Consider the following 24,097-nt stretch of genomic DNA (forward strand, 5'->3'; position numbering starts at 1 on the left):
AAAATAGTTTAGGTTTTCACTTGTTGAATCAGGTGACTGCCACGGCGCGTCAAAATAAAACCAAATAAGGTCGCCAATAAATACATAAAAATAGAATAAACACCGGCAGGTATCGCCACTGTGGTGTTTTCAAGCACACTCAGTGCGATGGTTAGGGCGATACTAGTGTTATGAATGCCGATCTCAAAGGTACACGCACGTGCCTGCTTTTCCGGTACACCTGCGAGGAACGGAATTAGGTAACCCAAAAATAAGCCACTGAAACAGAGTAAACAGGTCGCAATGCCGACGCTGGCAAAATACGTCATTATGTTGGATTGTTCACGCAAAACTGCGAGTGTAAAGATAAGAATTAATAAGAAAATAGACAACATTCGCATCGGCTTGTTGATGTGATATGCAATGGTTGGAAAGGAGTTTCGAATAAACATACCGAAACATACCGGTATCAAAATAATCAGAAATACATGGGTGATCTTATCGATAGGCATACCAATACTGGTACTTTCACCAACAAAATGCAAAATGGATAGATTGACGATAAAAGGCAATGTAAAGCACGATACAACTGAGTTAATGGCCGTTAAGCTAATGTTTAATGCAACGTCACCTTTATATAGGTAGCTAAAAAGGTTAGCAGTGGGGCCGCCGGGTGAAGCCGCAAGCAACATGAGCCCGACCGCGAGTAAAGGGGGTAACTCAAGCAACTTACACAGGAAAAAAGCAATACTGGTCAGTAGAATAAGCTGAGTAAATAAAGCGATGAAAATAACTTTTGGATAGCGTCCAACGCGTAAAAAGTCTTTGACTGAAAGTTCAAGCCCCAAACCCATCATCATAATGGCTAAAGCGATGGGTAGAAAAAATGCAAATAATCCCGAATCCATGGAATTTCCTGATATTTTTATCCTTATAGTGTTTTTGAGTTTATCTCAGTTTAATAAATAAGCAATAAATAAAAGCGAGTAAAAACTGATGTTTTACCCGCTTTATTTTTGATCTGTTAATTGGTCGATATTTTTATCGACAACTGTTTATTTAGGACGAGGAGGAGTGAACCCTAAAGCACATTTTCCTTTAATTTCTTGTCCATTAATCGTTGCAGTAGTTGCTTTTGCATCTGCACTACATGTGCTTAATAATTCGGCTTCTTCGCCATGAAGATTTGCATTTTTGGAAGAGCTAAAAAATTGTGGTTCGCAGGTACCATTCCAGATAATACCGCGATAGGCAAATGATACTTGAGCGCCTTGGCTTTTACCTTTACAGACTTGTTGATATCGCTGTGCATCATACACTTTCTCAACTTTATCATTGGCTGAGGCAGCAAGTGGTGATAAACATAAACCGCATAAAACCGTGGATAGCAAAATATTCTTATTCATGCTTATAGTCCTTATGATTCTCATGGGATCTATAACAGAATAAAAAATCATCAGAATAAAACAACAATCTTCGAGTAACATTTGCTTGAGAAATGTATATTTTTATGTGGAATATGCAAAGTATGTATGTTCTTAAAGAAATATATAGGCATAAAACAGTAGTCAATAACAATAAAATCGAGTTAATCAGTCAACTTATCGGTGAATTTTTGCTATAATCTTCCGTCATCCTTTTTTAATCTCCTTTACCACTATGCATTATCCTAAAGTTTACGATGTCATTGTTATCGGCGGCGGTCACGCGGGTACTGAGGCAGCTCTTGCTGCGGCACGTATGGGTCGACAGACTTTACTCTTAACTCATAATATTGAGACTTTAGGGCAGATGAGCTGTAACCCAGCCATTGGTGGTATTGGTAAATCACATTTAGTACGCGAAATTGATGCGCTTGGCGGTGCAATGGCATTGGCTGCTGACAAAGGTGGTATTCAATTCCGTATTTTAAACTCACGTAAAGGTGCGGCTGTTCGTGCGACTCGCGCACAGGCTGACCGTATTCGTTATAAAGCTGCGATTCGTGAAACCTTAGAAAATCAAGCGAACTTGGATATTTTCCAACAAGCAGCTGACGACTTAATCGTTGAGGGCGATACTGTAAAAGGTGTGGTTACTCAGATGGGTATTCGCTTTGATGCGAAAACTGTTGTATTAACTACAGGTACATTCCTAGGTGGTGTGATCCACGTAGGTCTAAATAATGCTTCAGGCGGTCGTGCGGGCGATCCTCCTTCAATTTCATTGGCTGCGCGCCTTCGTGAATTGAACTTACCTGTAGGTCGTTTAAAAACTGGTACACCACCACGTATCGATGCACGATCAGTTGATTTCTCTGTGATGACGCCACAGCCAGGTGATTTCCCATCTCCAACTATGTCGTTCATGGGTGATGCGTCGATGCATCCTGAGCAAATCAATTGCTATATCACACATACCAATGAAAAAACTCACGATATCATTCGTGGCGGCTTAGACCGTTCACCAATGTATACCGGTGTGATTGAAGGTGTGGGTCCACGTTACTGCCCATCGATTGAAGATAAAATTCATAAATTTGCCGATAAAGATTCGCATCAAGTGTTCTTGGAACCTGAAGGTCTGGACACACATGAGCTTTATCCAAACGGTATTTCGACTTCTTTACCATTCGACGTTCAGTTTGAATTGGTTCGTTCGATTCGTGGTATGGAAAATGCGCACATATTGCGTCCGGGTTATGCAATTGAGTATGATTATTTCAACCCACAATCATTGAAATTCTCTTTAGAAACCAAATCGATTAATAACTTGTATTTTGCAGGTCAAATTAACGGTACAACAGGTTATGAAGAAGCGGGAGCGCAAGGTTTGCTTGCAGGCTTAAACGCAGCACGTCGTGCATGGGATCAAGAGCAATGGACACCAAAACGTGATGAAGCGTACATGGGGGTATTGGTTGATGACTTGATTACTCTCGGTACTAAAGAACCGTACCGTATGTTCACGTCACGTGCGGAATACCGTTTGATGCTTCGTGAAGACAATGCGGATCAGCGTTTAACTGCCATTGGTCGTGAAATGGGGCTGGTAGATGATGCGCGTTGGGATTCGTTCTGCCAAAAAATGGAAGCTGTAGAAACGGAGAAAGGTCGTTTACAACACCTTTGGGCAGCGCCAAACAATCCACTAGGCAAAAAATTCGTTGAAATGACTGGTGATGACCTGTCTAAAGAAACCAATGCAATTGATTTGCTCAAACGTCCAAATATCAACTTTGCGCAAATTGCTGAATTGACGGGTTCAGAAGTTTCAGCATTTGTTGGAGAGCAAATTGAAATTGCTGTGAAATATGCAGGTTATATTAACCGTCAGCAAGAAGACGTTGCGCAAATGAAGCGTTTGGAAGATACACGTATTCCTGCTGATTTTGATTATGATGTCGTTTCTGGTCTTTCACGTGAAATCACCATGAAGCTGAAAAATGTATTGCCTGAAACATTGGCTCAAGCAAGCCGTATTCCGGGTGTTACACCTGCGGCTGTTCAATTGGTGATGATTACGATTCGTAAGAATAACCAAGCGAAAAAATCTGCATAAGATTTTGAGTTAAATAAAAAACCCGCTCAGTTGCGGGTTTTTTATTGCCAATAAATTATTGGCTGCTGGTATTTGATCGGATTAAATGAATATTTTGATCATCATTAGTTTTAGCTATGGTTTGATTATTAAAATCTTTCATAAACTTAAGTGATTGATAGTAAAATATAAATACAAAAAATAAGATCTAAAAACTATTGATATACAAAGTTTTAAGTCTTAATAGTGGGCTTTTGGTCGTGTGAATTCCGACCTTTGTAGTGGTATTTATTCTACCCAATAAAGCCGAAACTTCAGGGCATGGCGTACAAGTGGGTTTACGCTACATGAATGGAGTTCGATTATGGCAAATCAACAATCGGGAAAAATGCAAAAATTTCTAACGGTATTTTTGTGTTTCTGGGTGGCATTTTTTGAAGGTTTTGACCTACAAGCACCCGGTATCGCAGCAAAAGGAATCGCAGCGACATTTTCCTTAGATCAAGTGCAAATGGGTTATGTGTTTAGCTTAGGTGTATTTGGTATGTTATTTGGCGCGTTCTTTGGGGGGCGTGTCGCTGACTATTTGGGACAAAAGAAAGTCCTGATGTTGTCGATTTTTATCTTCGGTGTATTTATGTCAATAACGGCAGTTGCACCAAGCATTGAAATTTTATATATCGCAAGATTCTTTACAGGTTTAGGTTTGGGTGCTGCGATGCCAACGATGATCTCGGTGGTGGGTGATGAAGCGACGGATGCTAACCGTGGGCGCTTAAATAGTTTGATGTACTGCGGCTTACCTGTAGGTGCAATCTTTGTTGCTGGCTTGGGTATTATTTTTAAAGATATCTCTTGGCATACACTGTTTTTAATTGGTGGTTTAACGCCTTTAATTCTAATTCCATTCATGGCGATTATCTTAAAAGATAAGCGTACTGAAAAAGTTCAGGCAGAAAGCAAAGAAGCGGTTCCACCGATGGGGCAAATCCTTTTTGCTGAACAGCGTTATAAATATACCTTGCCGCTTTGGTTGAGTTTCTTCTTTACCTTAATGGTGAACTATATTCTGATCAGTTGGTTGCCTAACTTGCTTATGGAACAAGGGTTGGAAAAGCAACAAGCTTTTATGATCATGTTGATGTTCCAAGTGGGCGCAGTAATTGGTACGCTCGGTTTAGGCTACTTGCTTGATCGCCTAAAATTATGGCAAATGGCAGTGATTATCTATTCAGGTTTGTTTGTAGCATTATTTGTGCTGTTTACAACAAATTCCATTCCTGTACTCATTGCAGCAGGCATCATGGGCGGGATTTTCTCTACAGGTGGTCAATCTATTTTGTATGGGATCTCTCCAATTTTCTATACACCAGCTGGGAAAGTAACAGGTGTGGGGAGTGCGATTTCATGGGGGCGTTTGGGAGCAATGACAGGTCCATTACTCACAGGTAAGATTTTGGCGCTAGGTCTAGGAACGACAGGTATTTTAATTGCAAGTGCGCCGGGTATTGCTTTGTCGGCTATCGCGGTGGCTGCATTGTCAGCCTATAAGTCATCCCTCAAGAAATAATCGAAATCAGTCATATTTAAAGGAGCTACGGCTCCTTTTTTATTGAATAAATATCTTTAGCTGAAACTAAGTTTTGTTAGAATAAATCTAATATTCATGAATAAATTTACTTCTATGTCTTATCAATTGATCGAACTTGATATTTCTCCTTCAGATAACATTCAGTGTCCACATTGTCAGCAGCAAGTGATTGATTGGTCAGAAGAGCAGTATGTGCAGCCATGTGAGCATGTGCTGTTTATTGCAATGGATATTGGTTTTGAGTTTATTACCGATGAATTTGAGCAAACTATGCAGCATACAGTCGATGACTTGCATGCCAATGATGATCAATATCATATGTTTACTGAAATTACCGCCTCGAGCTTCCCTGAGTTTCTGATTTATAAGTCTGATTTAGGGGTGGAAGGTTATTCACGTTATGTCGGCTTTACGGCATAAAATATTGCTAAAAAATCTTTACATAAAAAAAGCCAGTCAAGTGACTGGCTTTTTTTATGTAAATCAGAAAATTAACTTTCTAATTCTTCTTCGACATCATCTTCGGCACTGTCCATACCGAGTTCTTTAAGTTTACGGGTTAAGGTATTGCGACCCCAACCTAAAAGTTCTGCTGCATGGCGCTTACGCCCACGTGTTTGCTGTAGTGCAGCATTGATGAGGGTGCGTTCAAACATTGGTGTGGCAATGTCGAGAATTTTCATCTCACCATTTTTAAGTTTTTGTACGGCCCATTGACCAAGTAACTCATCCCAGTGATGCACACCAATACGATCAATCCCTTGAGTAGCAGGATTGCCATCTGTGCCTTGGATTGGAATCTGTTTTAATTCAGACGGTAAATCTTCTGGATAAACTTCACGGCCTGTGATCATAACCGTTAACCAACGACAGGTATTTTCAAGCTGACGCACATTACCTTGCCACGGCAGTTTTTGCATGTATTCTTGCGTTTCAGGACGCAGAATTTTCGGGCTTACCCCAAGCTCTTTGCCTGCACTTGCTAGGAAGTGCTGTGCAAGCATCGGAATATCTTCACTACGATGTGCAAGTTTTGGAATATGAATACGAATGACGTTTAGACGGTGGTACAAGTCTTCACGGAAGCGACCTTCATGTACTAACTTTTCTAAGTCTTGGTGTGTTGCCGCAACGATACGGACATCCACCTTGACTGGGATGTGACCACCAACGCGGTAGAATTCGCCATCCGCTAAAACACGCAGTAAACGTGTTTGAGTTTCAAATGGCATGTCGCCAATTTCATCAAGGAAAAGAGTCCCGCCATTGGCTTGTTCGAAACGACCTTGGCGCTGTGTGTTGGCACCTGTGAACGCGCCTTTTTCATGGCCAAATAATTCAGTTTCGATCAAATCTTTTGGAATTGCTGCCATATTGAGCGCAATAAAAGGTTTGTTGCCACGTGGTGAGTGTTTGTGCAACGCATGCGCAACCAATTCTTTACCCGTGCCTGATTCACCATTAATTAATACAGTAATGTGTGATTGAGAAAGACGACCAATGGCACGGAAGACTTCCTGCATAGCAGGTGATTCACCAATAATCTCTGTAGATTGAATCGGTTGAGCGGTTTTAGCAGATTCTTGTTGTTGCAATTTGGTAATATGCAAAATTGCACGGTTTACAAGTGCTAAGGCTTCATCAATATCAAAAGGTTTTGGTAGATATTCAAAAGCACCCGTTTGATAGCTCGACACAGCAGATTCTAAATCTGAATGTGCAGTCATAATGATCACAGGTAAGTCAGGGTAGTTGCCTTTGACTTTACCTAAAAAGGTCAGTCCATCAATACCCGGCATACGGATGTCTGTCAAAATAACATCTGGCGCATCGACACTTAACTGATCTAAAGCGGATTGTGCTTCTTCAAAACTGGTAACATCAAAACCTTCTTCTTTGAATGTTTTTTCCAGCACCCAACGCATGGCGCGATCATCATCGATGACCCAAATCTTATTACGCGACATGATCTGACTCCCAAGGTAAATATAGGCTAAATACTGTTTTTCCAGGAACTGATTGGCATTCAATCATTCCGTTATGTTGATGCATAATATTTTGTGCAATGCTTAGGCCGAGGCCTGTACCTTTCGCTCGTCCTGTCACTAATGGGTAAAATACGGATTCTAATATTTCTTGTGGGACACCCGGTCCATTGTCCTCGATGTCAATGCGTACCGCAGAACGTTTTAATACACCGTTGATGGTGACTAGCCGTTGAATACGTGTGCGCAAGGTGAGTTCTGGTTGATGCTCAACAAAGAACTCTTTATTTTCAGTCATCGCCTGAACGGCATTGACGCTGATATTCAGCATGACCTGAATCAATTGATCACGATCTGCCAGAACATCCGGTAAAGAAAGGTCGTAATCACGGGTGATTTTAATTTTCTTTTTGGTTTGGTTGACGATCAGTGAACGAACACGTTCAAGGGGTTCATGGACATTGACTGGTTCGTAACTTGGTAATTGTCTTGAACCAAGCATAGTGTCAGCAAGATTACGTAATCGGTCTACTTCACTAATAATAATGTCGGTGAATTCGCTGTACTTCGGATCATTTAAGCTACGCGCTAAAAGTTGTGTCGCCCCACGGATACCACCGAGTGGATTTTTAATTTCATGGGCAACACCACGAATCAGTTGTCGTGCGACTTGATGCTGTTGAATCAGGTTTTCTTCTTTAGAGATTTTTAACATCCGGTCGATTTGATTGAGCTCAATCAATAGCAAAGGGTGGTAGGGTTTACCTGAGTTGAGCTGTGACACGGTGTAATCAACATGAATGTCTTTAAAGTTGACATTAATCGTTGCTTCTCGGCGCGTATAGTGCTGACCGGAAGTTAGTGTATTCATTAATGCATCATGCGTATTGAACTCATCATCGGGCATATGGAGTAAATTTAATACAGGCTGACCTGATGCACGAAGTAAGCTGATGTCAAAAAGCGCTTCACAAGATGAATTTAAATAAAAAATATTCAGGTTGCTATCGACCAATAAAATGGCAGTGGTTAAATTATCCACTAAAAGCCTGTAATCAATCGTCATAGTCTGATCCATTAGCGAGAGGTTCCTGTCTTAAAATGGCGCAATGGCATCTTCATAAAGCAAATCGTTCAATCTAATAAGGTTCGAATTGATGCAAGTTATGCAAGATATAAGCCAACTATTTCAGAAATACGCTAAGTTTTGATGCTTATTTGAATAAATGCGCTTATTTAAGACTTTAAATAAAGTGTATAGCCGATTAAAAACAGGCTGTAAATCAAAAATGCATTAAAATGGTGCAAATGAAATTATATGGATGAATTTATAGCATTATTTTGGTGCGTAATATAAAGAGTGGCCTTTTCACCTGTTTTTATGTTTTGAAAAGACATACAATACGCGGATTATAGTGGAGCGCAGATTCATGAAATCCCCCAAAGTCGGTTTTGTTTCTTTAGGTTGTCCTAAGGCATTGGTAGATTCCGAACGAATTTTAACTCAGTTAAAGACTGAAGGTTATGATGTAGCATCAGATTATGATGGTGCCGATTTAGTAGTTGTAAATACCTGTGGTTTTATTGAATCTGCAGTACAAGAGTCGCTAGATGCCATTGGCGAAGCGATGAGTTCAAACGGTCGCGTAATTGTGACTGGTTGTTTAGGTAAAGACGAAGACAAAATTCGCCAAATGCACCCAAATGTCTTAAAAGTGACAGGTGCTGCGGCATATCAAGAAGTGATGGAAGCTGTGCACGAATACGTGCCTGAGCCACCGAAACACAATCCGTTTATTGATCTAGTACCGGAACAAGGTATTCGATTAACACCAAAACATTATGCTTATTTGAAGATTTCAGAAGGTTGTAACCATCGTTGCACATTCTGTATCATCCCAAGCATGCGTGGTGATTTGGTTTCTCGTCCAGTAGGTTCAGTATTGACTGAAGCTCAAGCGCTGAAAAAAGCAGGCGTAAAAGAAGTCCTTGTGATTTCTCAAGATACATCGGCTTATGGCGTAGACACCAAATACAAATTGGACTTCTGGAACGGTCAGCCCGTTAAAACCAAATTCTATGACATGTGTGAAGCATTGGGTCAATTGGGTATCTGGGTGCGTCTGCACTATGTATATCCATATCCACATGTGGATGCTGTGATTGACTTAATGGCACAAGGCAAAATCCTGCCGTATTTGGATATTCCATTCCAGCATGCAAGTCCTAAGATTTTAAAACTCATGAAACGCCCTGCGCACAGTGAAAATACACTGGAGCGTTTAAAAGTTTGGCGTGAGAAATGCCCTGATCTTGTGATTCGTTCTACATTTGTTGTGGGCTTCCCGGGTGAAACTGAAAAAGACTTCCAAATGTTGCTTGATTGGTTAAAAGAAGCGCAGCTTGATCGTGTGGGTTGTTTTACTTACTCACCAGTTGAAGGCGCGACTGCAAATGATTTGCCAGATCATGTGCCTGAAGAAATCAAACAAGAGCGTTATGAACGTTTCATGCAAGTTCAGCAAGAAATCTCTGCTGCGAAATTGCAAAGTCGTATCGGTCAGAAAATGACAGTACTTGTGGATGATCTTGAAGAAGAGTTCCCTGTTGCTGTTGCGCGTTCTTATGCAGATGCACCTGAAATTGACGGTAATGTTTTTGTGGAAGATATCGATAAGTCAGTGATTAAAGCAGGTGATTTACTTGAAGTGGAAATCACAGATGCAGATGAATATGACTTATTTGCAAAACTGATCTCGGTTAAGTCTGTTTAAACGATTCATTAAAAGTAATTGAAATTAAATAATTCGGAGTTGATGATGCTTGATTCTAAAAAACCACGTTTTGGTCGCATCCTGCTTAAGCTTTCAGGTGAAGCTTTAGCGGGCAATAAAGAGATGGGTATCGATGCACAAGTGCTCGATCAAATGTCACTCGCAATTGCGCACCTTGTTGGTTTGGGTGTTCAAGTGGGTATCGTTGTCGGCGGTGGTAACCTTTACCGTGGCAGCCAATTACAAAAAGATGGTTTGGTTGGCCGTGTAACAGGTGATCAAATGGGTATGTTGGCCACTGTGATGAACGGTTTGGCACTGCGTGATGCTTTGGTACGTCGTAATATCAAAACTCGTCTAATGTCAGCTTTACCCATTGGTGCTGTAGTTGAATCATATTCTAGCCGTGATGCAATTCGTCATTTAACACGTGGCGAAGTTTGTGTATTTGTCGCAGGTACAGGTAACCCATTCTTTACGACAGATACAGCAGCATGCTTACGCGGTATCGAGATTGAAGCCAATCTTATTCTTAAAGCGACGAAGGTTGATGGCGTATACAACAAAGATCCAAGTAAATATGAAGATGCAGTGAAATACGATGCATTAACATTTGACCAAGTTTTAGATGAAAAACTGGGTGTGATGGATTTAACTGCGATCTGCTTATGCCGTGACCACAACGTTCCACTTCAAGTATTTGATATGAACAAATCAGGTTCATTACTTTCAGTGGTAATGGGTGAAAAAGAGGGTACTCACGTTACTAACTAATGTACGTGGGCCTTAAAGCTCTTTATACTACAAGCTATTTTAGAATTTACATCTTTTCGAATTAAGTAAGGAAGATCACATGATTAACGATCTTAAAAAAGACGCAGAAGACCGTATGAACAAATCTCTAGATTCTCTAGAGCATGGTTTTGCCAAAGTTCGTACAGGCCGCGCGCACCCATCAATTTTAAACGGTGTTATGGTTCCTTACTATGGCTCTGATGTGCCATTAAACCAAGTAGCGAACGTGGGTGTAGAAGACTCTCGTACTCTACTTGTTCAGCCTTTTGAACGTTCAATGGTTGCTGCAATTGATAAAGCAATTCGTGAATCTGACTTGGGCTTAAACCCGATTACTGCTGATGCCATCCGTGTTCCTATGGCTGCATTAACAGAAGAAACACGTAAAGACATGCAGAAAGTTGCACGTAACGAAGCTGAAAATGCAAAAGTTGCGATCCGTAACATCCGTCGTGATGTTTTGGGTGATATCAAAGCATTGTTAAAAGAAAAAGAAATTTCTGAAGATGATGAGCGTCGCGCGGGTGATGACATTCAAAAAATCACAGACAAATTCGTTGCTGAAGTTGAAAAACGTCTGGCTGCAAAAGAAGCTGAATTGATGAAGGTCTAAGTTTTAATGACCTCATCTGAAGAAACTTCCCGTCTTCCAAAACATGTTGCCATCATTATGGATGGCAACAATCGTTTTGCCAAAAAGAATCAAATGCAAAAAGGTGAAGGGCATCGTTCTGGAAAGGACATCCTAGATCCCATCGTTGAACATTGTCGTAAAAGAAATATCCAAGCACTGACCGTTTTTGCTTTTTCGAGTGAAAATTGGAATCGTCCTCAGTTTGAGGTTGATTTGTTGATGGCTCTTCTCGAAGAGACCATTCATGAGCAGTTGCCACGTATGGAAAAATTTAACATTTCCCTACGTTTTATTGGTGATCGTTCTCGTTTATCTCCTAACTTACGTGACTTAATGTTGCAAGCCGAACAAAGGACTGCTAATTTCGACAGCATGACTTTAACTATTGCAATTAGTTACGGTGGTATGTGGGATATGACACAGGCTGCAAAAAAAATCGCAGCAGATGTTTTAACTAACAAAATAAATCTTGAAGCAGTGGATGCTGAAGTCTTTGGTCAATATGTCAGTTTAAGTGATCTACCTCCGGTAGATTTGTTAATTCGTACAGGTGGTGATTTCCGTCTCTCGAACTTCTTGCTTTGGCAAGCTGCGTATGCAGAACTTTATTTTACCCAGACATTATGGCCTGAATTTACCATTGAAGAATTTGACGACGCACTAGCGGTATTTGGTGGTCGTGAACGTCGTTTTGGTAAGACTTCAGAGCAGATTCAACAAGAGCAGTTTGAGAATAAATAAATGTTAGAGCGGATAATAACCGCATTGGTACTGGTTTCAGTTGTACTGAGTTGCATGTTTGCAACCGAGTCTAAATACCCAATGCTTGTGCTGATGATTATTGCATCAGCTGTCGCGGGTTATGAGTGGTTCAAACTCATGCCGCGGAATACACAAAATGTGATTAAACCTTTCGCTTGGGGCTATGGTCTAGTCACTGCTATTCTTTCAGCACTAGCATTGCATTTTACAGATGTTGCATTACTGCTTTGGGCGGCTTCGATCTTTACTTGGATCTTAAGTGTCTATTGGGTGAAGTCTTATCCTGATTACGACAACTGGTATAACCCGAGTCTGAGTGGTATTGGTTTAGTCTTAGTTCCTGCTGCGGTAACTGCTATTTTTTCTGTGTGGATGAACTCACCGTGGTGGCTCATGTATCTGTTCCTGTTGGTATGGGGTGCAGACAGTGGTGCATACTTCGTGGGACGTAAATTTGGTAAGAAAAAACTTGCACCAGATGTGAGCCCAAATAAATCGATCGAAGGTTTATATGGCGGTCTATTCACTGCAATGCTAATAGTTATTGTTGTTGAAATTATTTATCTTGATTTAAGCATCGCTGAACATATTTTATTTTTAATACTTTCAGTAATAACAGTATTTAGTTCAGTACTTGGTGATTTATTTGAATCGATGATCAAGCGTCGTGCAGGGATCAAAGATTCTGGTCGTATTCTTCCGGGACATGGTGGTGTGCTGGATCGTATTGACTCGTTGCTTGCTGCAGCACCTATCTTTGCGGCAGGTATGTATGTTTTAAAATTAATTGGCGTAGATTTATAGATGTCACAATCTGTTTGTATATTGGGTGTAACAGGATCCATTGGTCAAAGTACTTTAAAGATTCTGCAACAGCACCCCGAAGAGTATTCAGTTTTTGCAGTCACTGCACATAGCCGAATTGTTGAACTTGTCGAAATATGCAAACAATATCGACCGAAAATCGCAGTTGTTCCATACAATAAAGTGGATGAACTGCGCCAATTACTCGTAGCTGAAAAATTAACTGATATTGAAATCTTGCATGATGAAGCCGGATTAATCGCAGTAGCAGAACATCCACAAGTTAATGTGGTCATGGCCGCTATTGTGGGTGCAGCAGGGTTGCTGCCGACATTGGCTGCTGCGAAAGCGGGTAAACGTGTCTTACTGGCAAATAAAGAAGCGCTGGTGATGTCGGGTGACATCATGATTCAGACCGCACGTGAAAATAATGCTTTGTTACTGCCGGTCGATTCTGAACATAATGCAATCTTCCAATGCTTGCCTGAAACTTATCTACAAGGTGAGCGTCATGGTCAGCCAAAATTGGGTGTCAAACAGATTTTACTCACCGCATCTGGTGGTCCATTTTTACATCATAGTTTAGAACAATTACAAAGTGTAACGCCGGCCCAAGCCTGTAAGCATCCAAATTGGTCGATGGGGCAAAAAATTTCTGTTGATTCTGCAACGCTGATGAATAAAGGCTTGGAATTAATCGAAGCCTGTCATCTTTTTGCAGTTGAAGAACAATTTGTAACAGTTGTTGTCCATCCACAGAGTATCATTCATTCAATGGTTCAATATGTAGATGGTTCGACTTTGGCACAAATGGGTAATCCTGATATGTGTACGCCTATTGCTCATGCATTAGCATGGCCGAAGCGTATTCAAACACATGTGCCTCCATTAGATTTATTTATTCATTCTCAGTTAAATTTTGAACAGCCTGATATACAGCGATTCCCAGCGCTAAAATTAGCACGTCAAGCCATGAAGGCTGGAGGCTTAGCTCCTACGATTTTAAATGCAGCCAATGAAATCGCCGTTGCAGCATTTTTGCATGAGAAAATTGGCTTTACTCAAATCCCTCAAATTGTGGAACATGTGTTGGGGCAAGTTGAAAACTCAGCTGCAAATAATATTGATGTTATTTTGCATGCAGATAAATCGGCACGTATGGTTGCTGAAAAAGCAGTATTGAATTCAGGAAGTTAAGACATGAATGCCTTGTTTATGATTATTGCAGCAATATTGCTACTTGGACCGCTGATAGCGATTCATGAATTTGGGCATTATTTCGTTGCACGTAAACTGGGCGTAAAGGTTTTAGTTTATTCGATTGGTTTTGGCCCAACACTACTTAAGTGGACGTCAAAGAAGTCGGGTATTCAATATCAACTGTCTGCATTACCATTGGGTGGTTATGTCAAAATGTTGGATGAACGAGAAGGTGATGTCGCAGCAGAAGACTTACCAAAAGCATTTAACCGACAACACCCTTGGAAGCGTATTGCAATTGTTGCGGCAGGGCCACTCATTAACTTGGCTTTTGCAGTAGTGTTGTTTTGGATTTTATTTTTACCAGCTCAGGAACAGCTCAATACGCGCGTAGGTAAAATTTTACCGAATACGCCTGCAGCAGCTGCGCAAATGCAGTCTGGTGATAAAATTACTGCCGTAGATGGCACTCAAGTATCCACTTGGGAGCGCTTGAATTATGCCTTGGTTGATCGTGTAGGTGAAACTGGCAATATTCAAATTCAAGCTGAACGAGCAGGGCAAATTCAAAACTTCAGTTTACCGATTCAGAGTTTCTTACGCGATCAAACTCAGTCACCACTCGATGTTCTAGGTTTTACACCGTATCGTCCTGAAATTCCTGCAGTGGTTTCAAAACTCAGTGAAGATGGCGCAGCGATTCGCCAAGGGATGCAAGTGGGTGATCGAATTGTTTCGATCGATGGCGTAAAAATGAAAGACTGGTTTGATGTTGTACAAGTTGTACAAGCTTCTCCAGAAAAGTTACTTAAAATTGATGTTTTACGACAAAATAAAATTGTGCATTTAAGCGTGATGCCGCAAGGTAAGCGTGACCAAATGGGTAAAGTCACAGGGCTTTTAGGTGTACAAAGTGATCCGGGTAAAGTCAATATTCCAGCCGAATACAAACAAACCATTCAATACACGCCTGTAGAGGCGATGGGCAAAGCGGTAGAAAAAACAGGTCAGATATCTAGTATGATCCTGAATTCTATTGTAAAAATGGTGCGTGGTTTGGTTGGTTTAGATAATTTATCTGGTCCGATTACTATTGCGAAAGTGGCTGGACAAAGTGCTGAGATGGGGTGGCAAACCTTCATTTCATTTATGGCACTGATGAGTGTAAGTTTGGGTATTTTAAATTTACTACCGATTCCTATGCTCGATGGCGGTCATTTAATTTACTATTTTATTGAATTAATTCGTGGTAAACCTGTTTCTGAACAAATACAATTGGTTGGATTAAAAATTGGTATGGTATTGCTGGGTAGCATGATGCTACTGGCTCTATTCAATGACATTATGCGTTTATAAGAACGTTATACGAAATAAATTAACAGCGGAAAAGACTGGCATGCAGCACAAACATTTATTTATGCCATTGGCACTGGTTAGTGCTATGGCCGTAGCACAACAAGTATATGCAGCAGATGATTTTGTAGTACAAGATATTCGTGTTGATGGCTTAGTGCGTTTAACTCCTGACAATGTAGCCGGAATGATCCCATTCTCCGCTGGTGATCGTGTCAATGATCAAATCATTTCAAACTCAATTCGTAGCATGTTTGCGTCGGGTTTGTTTGATGATGTGAAGTCTTCACAAGTCGGTAATACCCTTGTATATACAGTGGTTGAACGCCCAGTAATTTCTAAAGTTGAGCTAAAAGGCAATAAACTTATTCCTAAAGAAGCCTTGGAAGAAGGCTTAAAGAAAATGGGTCTGTCCGAAGGTGAAGTTTTAAAGAAATCATCTTTGCAAACGGTTGAAACTGAATTAGAACAACAGTACATGCAGCAAGGTCGCTACGATGCTGATGTCAAAGTTATTACAACCGCTCAACCGAATAACCGTGTAAATGTCTTAATCGAGTTTGAAGAAGGTCAATCTGCCAAAGTATTTGATATTAATATCATTGGTAATACGGTCTTTAAAGAAAGCGAAATTAAACAAATTTTTGCATTAAAAGAAAGTGGTTGGAACTCGATCATTTCTCGTAATGACCGCTATGCACGTGAAAAGATGGCTGCGAGTTTAGAAGCGTTACGTGCGATGTATCTCAACAAAGGTTACATCAACTTCAACATTACCAATTCAAGTCTGAATTTGAGTGAAGATAAAAAACACGTCTTTATCGAAGTTTCGGTGGATGAAGGTGAACAATTTAAGTTTGGTGAAACCCATTTCTTAGGTGATACGCTTTATACGCAAACAGATTTAAACGCTTTAAAACTTTATAAAGATGGCGATTTATATTCACAAGAAAAAGTGAATGGTGTGAAACAACTTTTACTTCGTAAATACGGTAACGCAGGTTACTACTTTGCAGAAGTGAACATTGTTCCTGAAATCAATAAAGACACCAAATTGGTTGATTTAAATTACTATGTGAATCCGGGCCAGCAAGTCACTGTTCGCCGTATTAATTTCACAGGTAACTCGAAAACAGCTGATGAAGTTCTACGTCGTGAAATGCGTCAAATGGAAGGCGCCTTAGCAAGTAACGAAAAAATTGATTTGTCTAAAGTGCGTTTAGAACGTACTGGTTTCTTTAAAACCGTTGATGTTAAGCCTGCACGTATTCCGGGTACCCCAGATCAAATTGATTTAAATGTAAATGTTGAAGAGCAGCATTCGGGGACAAGTACTTTAGCTGTTGGTTTCTCACAAAGTGGCGGTGTAACTTTCCAAGCAGGTTTGAGTCAAACCAACTTCTTGGGTACAGGTAATGCAGTTTCTATCGATTTGTCTCGTTCAGAGACTCAAGATTATTACAACCTCAGTGTAACTGACCCGTATTTCACTATTGATGGTGTACGTCGTGGTTATAATATGTACTACCGTAAAACCAAGTTAGATGACGACTATAACGTTAACAACTACGTCACTGACAGTTTTGGTGGTGGTATCAACTTTGGTTATCCGATCGATGAAAACCAAAGTATCAGTATGGGCTTGAATATTGATAATACCGAAGTAACTACAGGCCCATATGTTTCTACTTATGTGCGTGATTATTTACTAGCAAATGGTGGGAAGGCGACGGATACCACATCATTCTGTCCTACTGATGCGTCTGGTAACTCACAATTAACTGTGCCTGTATACAAAACTGATGCGAATGGAGATTTTGTACTAGATAGTGAAGGTAATAAAATTGTTACTCACAACACTTGCGCAGTACCTGAAGAATCATACGATAGTGCGTTTAAAGGTGATTTCTTAACTTATAACCTTAACTTGGGTTGGTCATATAACACCTTGAATCGCCCGGTATTCCCTACATCGGGTATGTCACACCGCGTCAATGCCGAAATTGCATTACCGGGCAGTGATGTTGAATACCAAAAAATCACTTACGACGCACAAGCTTATTTCCCACTCGGTAAAGACTTTGTGTTACGTGGTTACGGTAAGTTAGGCTATGGTAATGATTTACCGTTCTACAAAAATTTCTATGCAGGTGGTTTTGGTTCGGTACGTGGCTATGACAACAGTACTCTAGGGCCGAAATATCCTGGTGTGTATTATGATGCGCAAAATCAGGTTGACTACGATCCAGAAGAAGTCGGTGGTAATGCTTTAATTCAATTTGGTACTGAATTGGCTTTACCTGTGCCATTTAAAGGCGATTGGGCGCGTCAAGTTCGTCCAGTATTGTTTGCTGAAGGCGCACAAGTATTTGACACCCAATGTGACGTTCCTAAATCTAGTGAAGACCGTCAATACTGTAAAGATAACTACGGTTTTGATATGAATAACATGCGTTATAGCGTTGGTGCAGGTTTTACTTGGATCACGATGATTGGTCCAATTTCACTGAGTTATGCATTCCCACTAAATGACAAAGCTGGCGATGAAACAAAAGAAATCCAATTCGAGATTGGTCGTACGTTCTAAGTACGACCCTTCTGGGAATAACAAAATTACAGGTTGATAAGATGAATAAATTATTTGCTGGTTTGGCGGTATTGGGTATGTCATGTTCTGCTGTGGTACATGCAGCAGGTTACGGTGTGGTTGATTTAGAAAAGGTGGTGGATCAAAGCACTTATATAAAACAACAAAATGCTCAAATTCAACAGCAATTGAAACCACAAACCACTAAAATTGAATCACTTGCTAAAGAGCTGGAAGCAATGCAACAAAAAGCTCAGCAAGGTGGTGATAAGTTGACTGCTGCGCAAAAGCAGCAAATGGGTCAACAGTATCAAACTAAACTCAAAGAGCTGACTGATTTACAGCAAAAAGTTCAAGCTTCGGTTCAAGGTAATATCCAGTCCTTAAATCGCACGATGGATACTCGAATCAAGCAAGTTGCAGAACAATTGCGCACAGAAAATAAGTTAGATGTTGTTTTGAATAAAAATTCAGCACTTGCGTATGACCCTAAGTTTGATTTAACTGATAAAATGATTCAAAAGGTTAATGCAATTAAATAATCAATGAATTCTCAAAAATTCAGTTTAGAAAAGCTTGCTCAACTTGTTCAAGGTCAATGTATTGGTCAGCTAGACTTGCAATTCAGTGGAATGGCAAGTCTAGAGAGTGCTCAACCGCATCAGCTTGCATTTTTAAGCGCAGATAAATATCTGAATGAAGCTCAACAGTCTCAGGCTGGTGCGCTGATTGTGACTGCAGACATGCAGTCACAAATCCCTTCACAGCAAAACTTCATTGTTGTACCCAATCCGTATCTGGCTTTCGCTATTCTGACGCATGTTTTTGAAAAGAAATCTGTAGAAACAGGTATTGAAAGTACTGCCCAAATTCATCCTTCCGCAATCATTTCTGATACTGCTTATATTGGGCATTATGTGGTAATTGGTGCGAATAGTGTGGTGGGTGAAGGGACGCGCATTGAATCACAAGTGAAGATTGATCATGGCGTTGAAATTGGTAAAGATTGTTTTATCGATTCGCATGTGACAATTACTGGTGAAGCCAAGTTAGGTGATCGCGTACGTATCCATGCAAATACGGTGATCGGTGGTGAAGGGTTTGGTTTTGCACCTTATCAAGGGAAATGGCATCGTATTGCTCAATTAGGTTCTGTACGCATCGGGAATGATGTGCGTATTGGCTCAAATTGTAGTATCGACCGTGGTGCTTTAGATGACACAATTTTGGAAGATGGTGTCATTATTGATAACCTTGTGCAAATCGCGCATAACGTCAAAGTAGGTGCAAATACGGCAATGGCTGCGAAATGTGGCATTGCGGGTAGTACAACTATTGGCAAAAATTGTGTGCTTGCAGGGGCTGTTGGTATCGTAGGTCACATTAATATTGCAGATAATGTGACAATTACCGGTATGTCAATGGTCACAAAAAGTATTTCCGTTGCTGGAAGTTATTCTTCAGGCACGCCAATGCTTGAAAGTGGTTCTTGGAAAAAGGCAGCAATCCGCTTTAAACAATTAGCAGATGTGCCATTGACCCAATTGGTCAAACGACTTGATCATATGCAGTCTCAAATTGAGTCCCTTGAATCAACATTTAAATTGCGTAAATAATTATGATGACAGAGTCGAATACCCCAGCTTTCACAAAACCTGAATTACCAATGACTATTCAGACTATTCGTGAATATTTGCCACATCGTTATCCGTTTTTATTGGTTGATCGTGTTGTTGAAGTGACTGACAACGGGATTGTAGGCTATAAAAATGTAACGATTAACGAAGAATTTTTACAAGGCCATTTCCCTGAATACCCAATTATGCCGGGCGTGCTGATTGTTGAGGCATTGGCGCAAGTATCGGGTATCTTAGGTTTCATTATGAATAATGAGAAACCTTCAGCTGGTTCGTTGTTCTTATTTGCTGGTGCAGAAAAGGTCCGATTTAAAAAACAAGTCGTTGCAGGCGATCAACTTGTATTAAAATCAGAATTAGTGATGCAAAAGCGTGGCATTTACAAATATAATTGTGTTGCCACTGTAGATGGCGTAGTCGCAGCAACCGCGGAAATTATGGTTTCGCATCAGAAAACAGAGACAGCATGAGCAATAACGAATTAATTCATCCTACCGCCATTATTGACTCATCAGCAGTAATTGCTCCGGATGTGCAAATTGGACCATATTGTATTATTGGTCCTCAAGTCACAATTGGAGCGGGTACTAAACTGCATTCACATGTTGTGGTGGGTGGTTATACCCGTATTGGTCAACATAACGAAATTTTTCAATTTGCCAGTGTTGGTGAAGTCTGCCAAGACTTGAAATATGCTGGTGAAGAAACTTGGTTAGAAATCGGGGATCATAACTCGATTCGTGAACACTGTAGTTTACACCGTGGTACTGTTCAAGATCAGGGTCTAACTAAAGTTGGTAGTCATAATTTATTGATGGTGAATACACATATTGCACATGACTGTGTGGTAGGTGATCATAATATCTTTGCTAATAACGTCGGCGTTGCAGGTCATGTCCACATTGGTGATTATGTCATCGTAGGTGGTAACTCTGGTATTCATCAATTCTGTAAAATCGATTCTTACAGTATGATTGGTGGTGCATCGCTTATTTTGAAAGATGTACCTGCTTATGTCATGGTATCTGGTAATCCAGCCCATGCTTTTGCCATGAACATTGAAGGCATGCGTCGTAAAGGTTGGTCTAAAAATGTGATTCAAGGTTTACGTGAATCTTTTAAATTGATCTATAAAGATGGTTTAACGACGAATGAAGCGATTGAGCGTATTCGTACTGAAATTTTGCCTGAAGTGGCAGAAGCGCAATTGTTGATTGACTCACTTGAGCAGTCTAAGCGCGGTATCGTACGCTAAATGCTGCGAATAAAAAAAGACACCTTATAAGGTGTCTTTTTTTTGCATTAAAAAATAGAACTATTTTTTAACAAAGCCTGCTTCTTCAGATTTTGGATACTTTTGGGTGAGCTTGGTTTTGAGCTGCGTTGCTAAACTGCTATTTCGATCGACATCTTTTGCAATGCTATACAGTTGATATAACGCTCTAGGCGCACGGGTCGACTCAGGGTATTGATCTACTACGATACTATAGTTCTTTTTCGCTTCCGCGTAGTTGGTCGGTTCAACAGCAAGGTTGAACTCAGCTAGCCAAAAATATGCGTTGCTAATATAGACACTGTTAGGATTATTCTTAATAAAGTTTTTCATTGGTGCAATGGCTTTTTTCGCACCACCTTGTTTGTATGCATCTAAGGCAACGGTATAAGCTGCTTTCTCAAGCTCAAGTGAGTCACCACCTGCATTTACAGGTTGTTTTGCAGATGAGCTTAATGTTGCTTGGGTCGTAGGTTGTTTAACCGGTGTAGGGGCTGTATTAGCTGCTACTGGGTGCAGTACCTTGTTGGTTATCCTCCGCAGCCTCTGTGTCTTCACTCGGATCTACTTTTTGTTGGAGTAGTTCTAAACGTTGATCTAAATCTGCATAGCGGTTTGTAAGTTCACTTTTTAATTGTTCGATAATATTGTCTTGCTCTTCCATTTTACCGCGTAAGCTACGCAATTCATTTTCGAGCTGTTGGTTCTTCTGCATAAGCTGCCAATTCAAATTGGTTGGAATAGGGGTAGAGCCAGCACCTGTTTGAATGGCTGTATTATTTGCTGTATACACAGTGCCATTATTAGCGCCACTCAAACCACGAGATTCAATTGGAATATTGGCAAATAATGCACCTGAGCAAGTCAATGTAAGGGCACACAATACATGCTGTTTAAACATCATAAAAATTCCATGTAGTTACAAGCATGTCCGTATAGAATAGTTTTATTACAGACAGCTTTAGATAAAACGATAAGCACATTAAAAACGCCAAAGTTCTGAATTGCAATAAGCTTTTACAATCTTGTTGTGTATTAAAGTAAAAATATAGTGATGAAGTTTCACGTTTTCTACATCATCGACCATCATATTGATTTATAAATAATCAAACAGTGTTTTCTACTCAGGAATTCTCGGTTTTAGTCTTGCATGTTTATTAAAAATCTCTATACTCTGTTCTTGCAATGGTAGCCCTGCTGGTTACTTCGCAATTGTACTCTACAAACCCCGCCAGGACCGGAAGGTAGCAACGGTAGTAGAAATATGATGTGCCGAAGTCTTGCTGGTAGGGTTGCCACCAGTTTCAATCATAATAAATTAAACGTCCTTTCATTTTTTTAATCCTAGATTCTTCTTTATTTTAGTTTTATTAATTCTTCATTTAGATCTATATTTTTGTTATTCGTCTTCAAATTCTTTACGTGCAATCACTTTAAAAATCGTATCGAGATCGAATCCTCGATATTGTAAAAAACGTATTTGTTTGGCTTTTTGTTTTGGATCACGTTCAACAGCTTTGCCAAATTTTTTTATTTTGAGCTGGTAGGCTTCAGTGACCCAATCTGTTTCTTTTAATTCATCCTGAATTAATTCACTGTCTACTTTTTTATTTTTTAACGCGAGCTTTATACGATTAGGGCCTTTACCTTTACGTTTTTGACTCGATAGCACCATCTCTGCTACACGCTGATCGCTTTGATAGTTCTCACGTGCGAGTTCTTCCACCAAGTGTATGACTTCTTCACGACTATCCGCATACAGTGCTAATTTTTCGATTAAATCCGCTTTTGAGTATTCTTTACGTGTGAGTACTGCAAAAGCGTACGAGCGTAGACGAGAGCCGCGCAGTCCTGGTTTTTTTTCAGCATGAACATCTTTACCATTGGTGTCAAAATACAACGCAGTGTGATCGATCACCGAAGTATTGTCATGTGAAATGTCAGTTTGTGCAGCATGATTTACGCAGGTAGTTTCTTCAGCTTCTGTAAACTGTTGTTTCAGTGCTTCATAATCAAGCAAGAGTGGAAAATGGTCTTTAGTCATGGGGTCATTTTAATACAAATTTTGAGTGCAAAACAAAACGCCCCGTAGGGCGTTTCGTCTGCTATTAAAGTATGCTGTAATTAAGCATCTAAAAAGTCTGGTTCTTCTTCGTCTTTGTCTTCTACAGGTGCTGTACCCGTAGTTAGAAGTTGTTCACGAATCAGTTTTTCGATAGTTTGCACAAGTTCAGGGTGTTCTTCTAAGTGGCGAATGGTATTGTTTTTACCTTGCCCAATCTTGTCACCTTGGTATGAATACCAAGCACCTGCTTTTTGAACAATTTCTTGTTGTACTGCGAGGTCAACAAGCTCACCTAAATGGTTCACGCCTTTACCATAAAGAATTTGGAAAATCGCTTCACGGAATGGAGGAGCCATTTTGTTTTTCACAACTTTCACTTTGGTTTCTGAACCAATGATTTCGTCGCCTTCTTTCACTTGACCAATACGGCGGATATCTAAACGTACAGATGCATAGAATTTAAGTGCATTACCACCAGTTGTGGTTTCTGGGCTACCAAACATTACACCAATCTTCATACGGATTTGGTTAATGAAGATCACCATACAGTTCGAACGTTTCGCATTACCGGTAATTTTACGCAGTGCTTGGCTCATCAGGCGAGCTTGTAAGCCCATGTGTGAGTCACCCATTTCGCCTTCAATTTCGGCGCGAGGGGTCAGTGCAGCTACAGAGTCGACAACGATCAGGTCAATGGCACCTGAACGTACCAGCATATCTGCAATTTCAAGTGCTTGTTCACCATTGTCTGGCTGTGAAACAAGTAAGTTATCAATATCTACGCCAAGTTTACGTGCGTATTGAGGGTCTAATGCATGTTCAGCATCGATGAATGCACAAGTACCGCCAGCTTTCTGACATTGTGCAATAGCTTGTAATGTCATAGTCGTTTTACCAGAAGATTCAGGACCGTAGATTTCTACGATACGACCTTTAGGCAAACCACCAATACCTAGTGCGATATCTAATGTTAAAGAACCCGTAGAGACAGCTTCAACTGCCTGTACAGTATTATCACCAAGACGCATTACGGTGTTTTTACCAAACTGCTTTTCAATTTGGCTTAAGGCCGCATTTAACGCCTTGCTTTTATTATCATCCATCTTACAACCTCAATACGATGTCACGAAACAATATAC

Annotated in this window: 21 protein-coding genes, 1 other RNA gene and 1 pseudogene; 16 read left to right on the forward strand and 7 right to left on the reverse strand. The window is 40.3% G+C overall.

Annotated features, from left to right (window positions below; all coding sequences use genetic code 11):
- Positions 1 to 8: 8 nt before the first annotated feature.
- Together FTU64_RS01020 and FTU64_RS01025 are read right to left on the reverse strand one after the other, a co-directional pair.
- On the reverse strand, positions 9 to 887 hold the full coding sequence (locus tag FTU64_RS01020) for a bile acid:sodium symporter family protein (RefSeq protein WP_180054440.1): 879 nt from the start codon (positions 885 to 887) through the stop codon (positions 9 to 11).
- Between the two features lie 147 nt (positions 888 to 1,034).
- On the reverse strand, positions 1,035 to 1,385 hold the full coding sequence (locus FTU64_RS01025; protein WP_078188731.1) for a hypothetical protein: 351 nt from the start codon (positions 1,383 to 1,385) through the stop codon (positions 1,035 to 1,037).
- 253 nt (positions 1,386 to 1,638) lie between these two features.
- On the opposite strand from FTU64_RS01025, the gene mnmG reads away from it, so the two are divergent.
- From mnmG to FTU64_RS01040, 3 genes are all read left to right on the forward strand, one after another.
- Positions 1,639 to 3,519, forward strand: a complete 1,881-nt coding sequence (gene mnmG, locus FTU64_RS01030) for a tRNA uridine-5-carboxymethylaminomethyl(34) synthesis enzyme MnmG (protein WP_180003879.1) — start codon at positions 1,639 to 1,641, stop codon at positions 3,517 to 3,519.
- Positions 3,520 to 3,862: 343 nt separating this feature from the next.
- A complete protein-coding gene (gene mhpT / locus FTU64_RS01035; RefSeq protein WP_180059077.1) occupies positions 3,863 to 5,068 on the forward strand; it encodes a 3-(3-hydroxy-phenyl)propionate transporter MhpT in 1,206 nt (401 codons plus the stop codon).
- 114 nt (positions 5,069 to 5,182) lie between these two features.
- Positions 5,183 to 5,509: a hypothetical protein gene (locus FTU64_RS01040; protein WP_078193710.1), complete on the forward strand. Its 327-nt coding sequence runs from the start codon at positions 5,183 to 5,185 to the stop codon at positions 5,507 to 5,509.
- Positions 5,510 to 5,580: 71 nt separating this feature from the next.
- Here FTU64_RS01040 and glnG read toward each other — a convergent pair whose 3' ends face one another.
- Together glnG and glnL are read right to left on the reverse strand one after the other, a co-directional pair.
- On the reverse strand, positions 5,581 to 7,056 hold the full coding sequence (gene glnG / locus FTU64_RS01045; protein WP_180021704.1) for a nitrogen regulation protein NR(I): 1,476 nt from the start codon (positions 7,054 to 7,056) through the stop codon (positions 5,581 to 5,583).
- Positions 7,046 to 8,152 carry a nitrogen regulation protein NR(II) gene (glnL, locus tag FTU64_RS01050; protein ID WP_078188727.1) on the reverse strand — a complete coding sequence of 369 codons (1,107 nt, stop codon included), beginning with the start codon at positions 8,150 to 8,152 and terminating at the stop codon, positions 7,046 to 7,048. Before glnL ends, glnG begins: the two co-directional genes overlap by 11 nt.
- A 352-nt stretch (positions 8,153 to 8,504) precedes the next feature.
- Here glnL and rimO point away from each other — a divergent pair, with 352 nt between their 5' ends.
- The 12 genes from rimO to lpxA all read left to right on the forward strand — a co-directional run bounded on the left by rimO (position 8,505) and on the right by lpxA (position 20,875).
- Positions 8,505 to 9,848: a 30S ribosomal protein S12 methylthiotransferase RimO gene (rimO, locus tag FTU64_RS01055; RefSeq protein ID WP_180021706.1), complete on the forward strand. Its 1,344-nt coding sequence runs from the start codon at positions 8,505 to 8,507 to the stop codon at positions 9,846 to 9,848.
- A 45-nt stretch (positions 9,849 to 9,893) separates the two neighbouring features.
- Entirely contained in the window at positions 9,894 to 10,622 is a 729-nt protein-coding gene (gene pyrH, locus FTU64_RS01060) for a UMP kinase (protein ID WP_078193535.1), read from the forward strand.
- 79 nt (positions 10,623 to 10,701) lie between these two features.
- Positions 10,702 to 11,256, forward strand: a complete 555-nt coding sequence (gene frr, locus FTU64_RS01065; RefSeq protein ID WP_078188724.1) for a ribosome recycling factor — start codon at positions 10,702 to 10,704, stop codon at positions 11,254 to 11,256.
- Between the two features lie 6 nt (positions 11,257 to 11,262).
- A complete protein-coding gene (uppS, locus tag FTU64_RS01070) occupies positions 11,263 to 12,018 on the forward strand; it encodes a polyprenyl diphosphate synthase (protein WP_180041113.1) in 756 nt (251 codons plus the stop codon).
- Entirely contained in the window at positions 12,019 to 12,843 is an 825-nt protein-coding gene (locus tag FTU64_RS01075) for a CDP-archaeol synthase (protein ID WP_078193533.1), read from the forward strand.
- Entirely contained in the window at positions 12,844 to 14,040 is a 1,197-nt protein-coding gene (ispC, locus tag FTU64_RS01080) for a 1-deoxy-D-xylulose-5-phosphate reductoisomerase (RefSeq protein ID WP_180059078.1), read from the forward strand. It begins immediately after the preceding gene.
- Positions 14,041 to 14,043: 3 nt separating this feature from the next.
- On the forward strand, positions 14,044 to 15,399 hold the full coding sequence (gene rseP, locus FTU64_RS01085) for an RIP metalloprotease RseP (protein ID WP_078193531.1): 1,356 nt from the start codon (positions 14,044 to 14,046) through the stop codon (positions 15,397 to 15,399).
- A 40-nt stretch (positions 15,400 to 15,439) separates the two neighbouring features.
- On the forward strand, positions 15,440 to 17,983 hold the full coding sequence (gene bamA / locus FTU64_RS01090) for an outer membrane protein assembly factor BamA (RefSeq protein ID WP_180048910.1): 2,544 nt from the start codon (positions 15,440 to 15,442) through the stop codon (positions 17,981 to 17,983).
- Between the two features lie 41 nt (positions 17,984 to 18,024).
- Entirely contained in the window at positions 18,025 to 18,525 is a 501-nt protein-coding gene (locus FTU64_RS01095; RefSeq protein WP_180048911.1) for an OmpH family outer membrane protein, read from the forward strand.
- Positions 18,526 to 18,528: 3 nt separating this feature from the next.
- A complete protein-coding gene (gene lpxD / locus FTU64_RS01100) occupies positions 18,529 to 19,599 on the forward strand; it encodes a UDP-3-O-(3-hydroxymyristoyl)glucosamine N-acyltransferase (RefSeq protein ID WP_180048912.1) in 1,071 nt (356 codons plus the stop codon).
- 5 nt (positions 19,600 to 19,604) lie between these two features.
- Positions 19,605 to 20,090: a 3-hydroxyacyl-ACP dehydratase FabZ gene (gene fabZ / locus FTU64_RS01105; protein WP_171263789.1), complete on the forward strand. Its 486-nt coding sequence runs from the start codon at positions 19,605 to 19,607 to the stop codon at positions 20,088 to 20,090.
- Positions 20,087 to 20,875, forward strand: coding sequence for an acyl-ACP--UDP-N-acetylglucosamine O-acyltransferase (gene lpxA / locus FTU64_RS01110; RefSeq protein ID WP_168377606.1), 789 nt, complete (start codon positions 20,087 to 20,089; stop codon positions 20,873 to 20,875). The genes fabZ and lpxA overlap by 4 nt, the downstream gene beginning before the upstream one ends.
- Positions 20,876 to 20,935: 60 nt before the next feature.
- On the opposite strand, the pseudogene FTU64_RS01115 reads toward lpxA, so the two are convergent.
- Positions 20,936 to 21,797: pseudogene (locus FTU64_RS01115) on the reverse strand (YbgF trimerization domain-containing protein).
- A 291-nt stretch (positions 21,798 to 22,088) separates the two neighbouring features.
- Between FTU64_RS01115 and ffs the strand changes: the two are divergent.
- Positions 22,089 to 22,185: signal recognition particle sRNA small type (gene ffs, locus FTU64_RS01120), an RNA gene on the forward strand.
- A 107-nt stretch (positions 22,186 to 22,292) separates the two neighbouring features.
- Here ffs and FTU64_RS01125 read toward each other — a convergent pair.
- Positions 22,293 to 22,937, reverse strand: a complete 645-nt coding sequence (locus FTU64_RS01125; protein ID WP_180059079.1) for a regulatory protein RecX — start codon at positions 22,935 to 22,937, stop codon at positions 22,293 to 22,295.
- An 80-nt stretch (positions 22,938 to 23,017) separates the two neighbouring features.
- The gene (gene recA, locus FTU64_RS01130) at positions 23,018 to 24,061 is read right to left on the reverse strand and encodes a recombinase RecA (RefSeq protein WP_078193524.1); all 1,044 of its coding nucleotides are present in this window, start codon (positions 24,059 to 24,061) and stop codon (positions 23,018 to 23,020) included.
- Positions 24,062 to 24,097: the final 36 nt, after the last annotated feature.

The sequence above is a fragment of the Acinetobacter sp. YH12128 genome (assembly GCF_013418655.1).
GTDB lineage: Bacteria > Pseudomonadota > Gammaproteobacteria > Pseudomonadales > Moraxellaceae > Acinetobacter > Acinetobacter amyesii.

Bases quoted from the DNA above. Each gene is read 5' to 3' on its own strand.
- FTU64_RS01020 (WP_180054440.1), bottom strand. From the start codon at position 887: ATGGATTCGGGATTATTTGCATTTTTTCTACCCATCGCTTTAGCCATT.
- FTU64_RS01025 (WP_078188731.1), bottom strand. From the start codon at position 1,385: ATGAATAAGAATATTTTGCTATCCACGGTTTTATGCGGTTTATGTTTA.
- mnmG (WP_180003879.1), top strand. From the start codon at position 1,639: ATGCATTATCCTAAAGTTTACGATGTCATTGTTATCGGCGGCGGTCAC.
- mhpT (WP_180059077.1), top strand. From the start codon at position 3,863: ATGGCAAATCAACAATCGGGAAAAATGCAAAAATTTCTAACGGTATTT.
- FTU64_RS01040 (WP_078193710.1), top strand. From the start codon at position 5,183: ATGTCTTATCAATTGATCGAACTTGATATTTCTCCTTCAGATAACATT.
- glnG (WP_180021704.1), bottom strand. From the start codon at position 7,056: ATGTCGCGTAATAAGATTTGGGTCATCGATGATGATCGCGCCATGCGT.
- glnL (WP_078188727.1), bottom strand. From the start codon at position 8,152: ATGGATCAGACTATGACGATTGATTACAGGCTTTTAGTGGATAATTTA.
- rimO (WP_180021706.1), top strand. From the start codon at position 8,505: ATGAAATCCCCCAAAGTCGGTTTTGTTTCTTTAGGTTGTCCTAAGGCA.
- pyrH (WP_078193535.1), top strand. From the start codon at position 9,894: ATGCTTGATTCTAAAAAACCACGTTTTGGTCGCATCCTGCTTAAGCTT.
- frr (WP_078188724.1), top strand. From the start codon at position 10,702: ATGATTAACGATCTTAAAAAAGACGCAGAAGACCGTATGAACAAATCT.
- uppS (WP_180041113.1), top strand. From the start codon at position 11,263: ATGACCTCATCTGAAGAAACTTCCCGTCTTCCAAAACATGTTGCCATC.
- FTU64_RS01075 (WP_078193533.1), top strand. From the start codon at position 12,019: ATGTTAGAGCGGATAATAACCGCATTGGTACTGGTTTCAGTTGTACTG.
- ispC (WP_180059078.1), top strand. From the start codon at position 12,844: ATGTCACAATCTGTTTGTATATTGGGTGTAACAGGATCCATTGGTCAA.
- rseP (WP_078193531.1), top strand. From the start codon at position 14,044: ATGAATGCCTTGTTTATGATTATTGCAGCAATATTGCTACTTGGACCG.
- bamA (WP_180048910.1), top strand. From the start codon at position 15,440: ATGCAGCACAAACATTTATTTATGCCATTGGCACTGGTTAGTGCTATG.
- FTU64_RS01095 (WP_180048911.1), top strand. From the start codon at position 18,025: ATGAATAAATTATTTGCTGGTTTGGCGGTATTGGGTATGTCATGTTCT.
- lpxD (WP_180048912.1), top strand. From the start codon at position 18,529: ATGAATTCTCAAAAATTCAGTTTAGAAAAGCTTGCTCAACTTGTTCAA.
- fabZ (WP_171263789.1), top strand. From the start codon at position 19,605: ATGACAGAGTCGAATACCCCAGCTTTCACAAAACCTGAATTACCAATG.
- lpxA (WP_168377606.1), top strand. From the start codon at position 20,087: ATGAGCAATAACGAATTAATTCATCCTACCGCCATTATTGACTCATCA.
- FTU64_RS01125 (WP_180059079.1), bottom strand. From the start codon at position 22,937: ATGACTAAAGACCATTTTCCACTCTTGCTTGATTATGAAGCACTGAAA.
- recA (WP_078193524.1), bottom strand. From the start codon at position 24,061: ATGGATGATAATAAAAGCAAGGCGTTAAATGCGGCCTTAAGCCAAATT.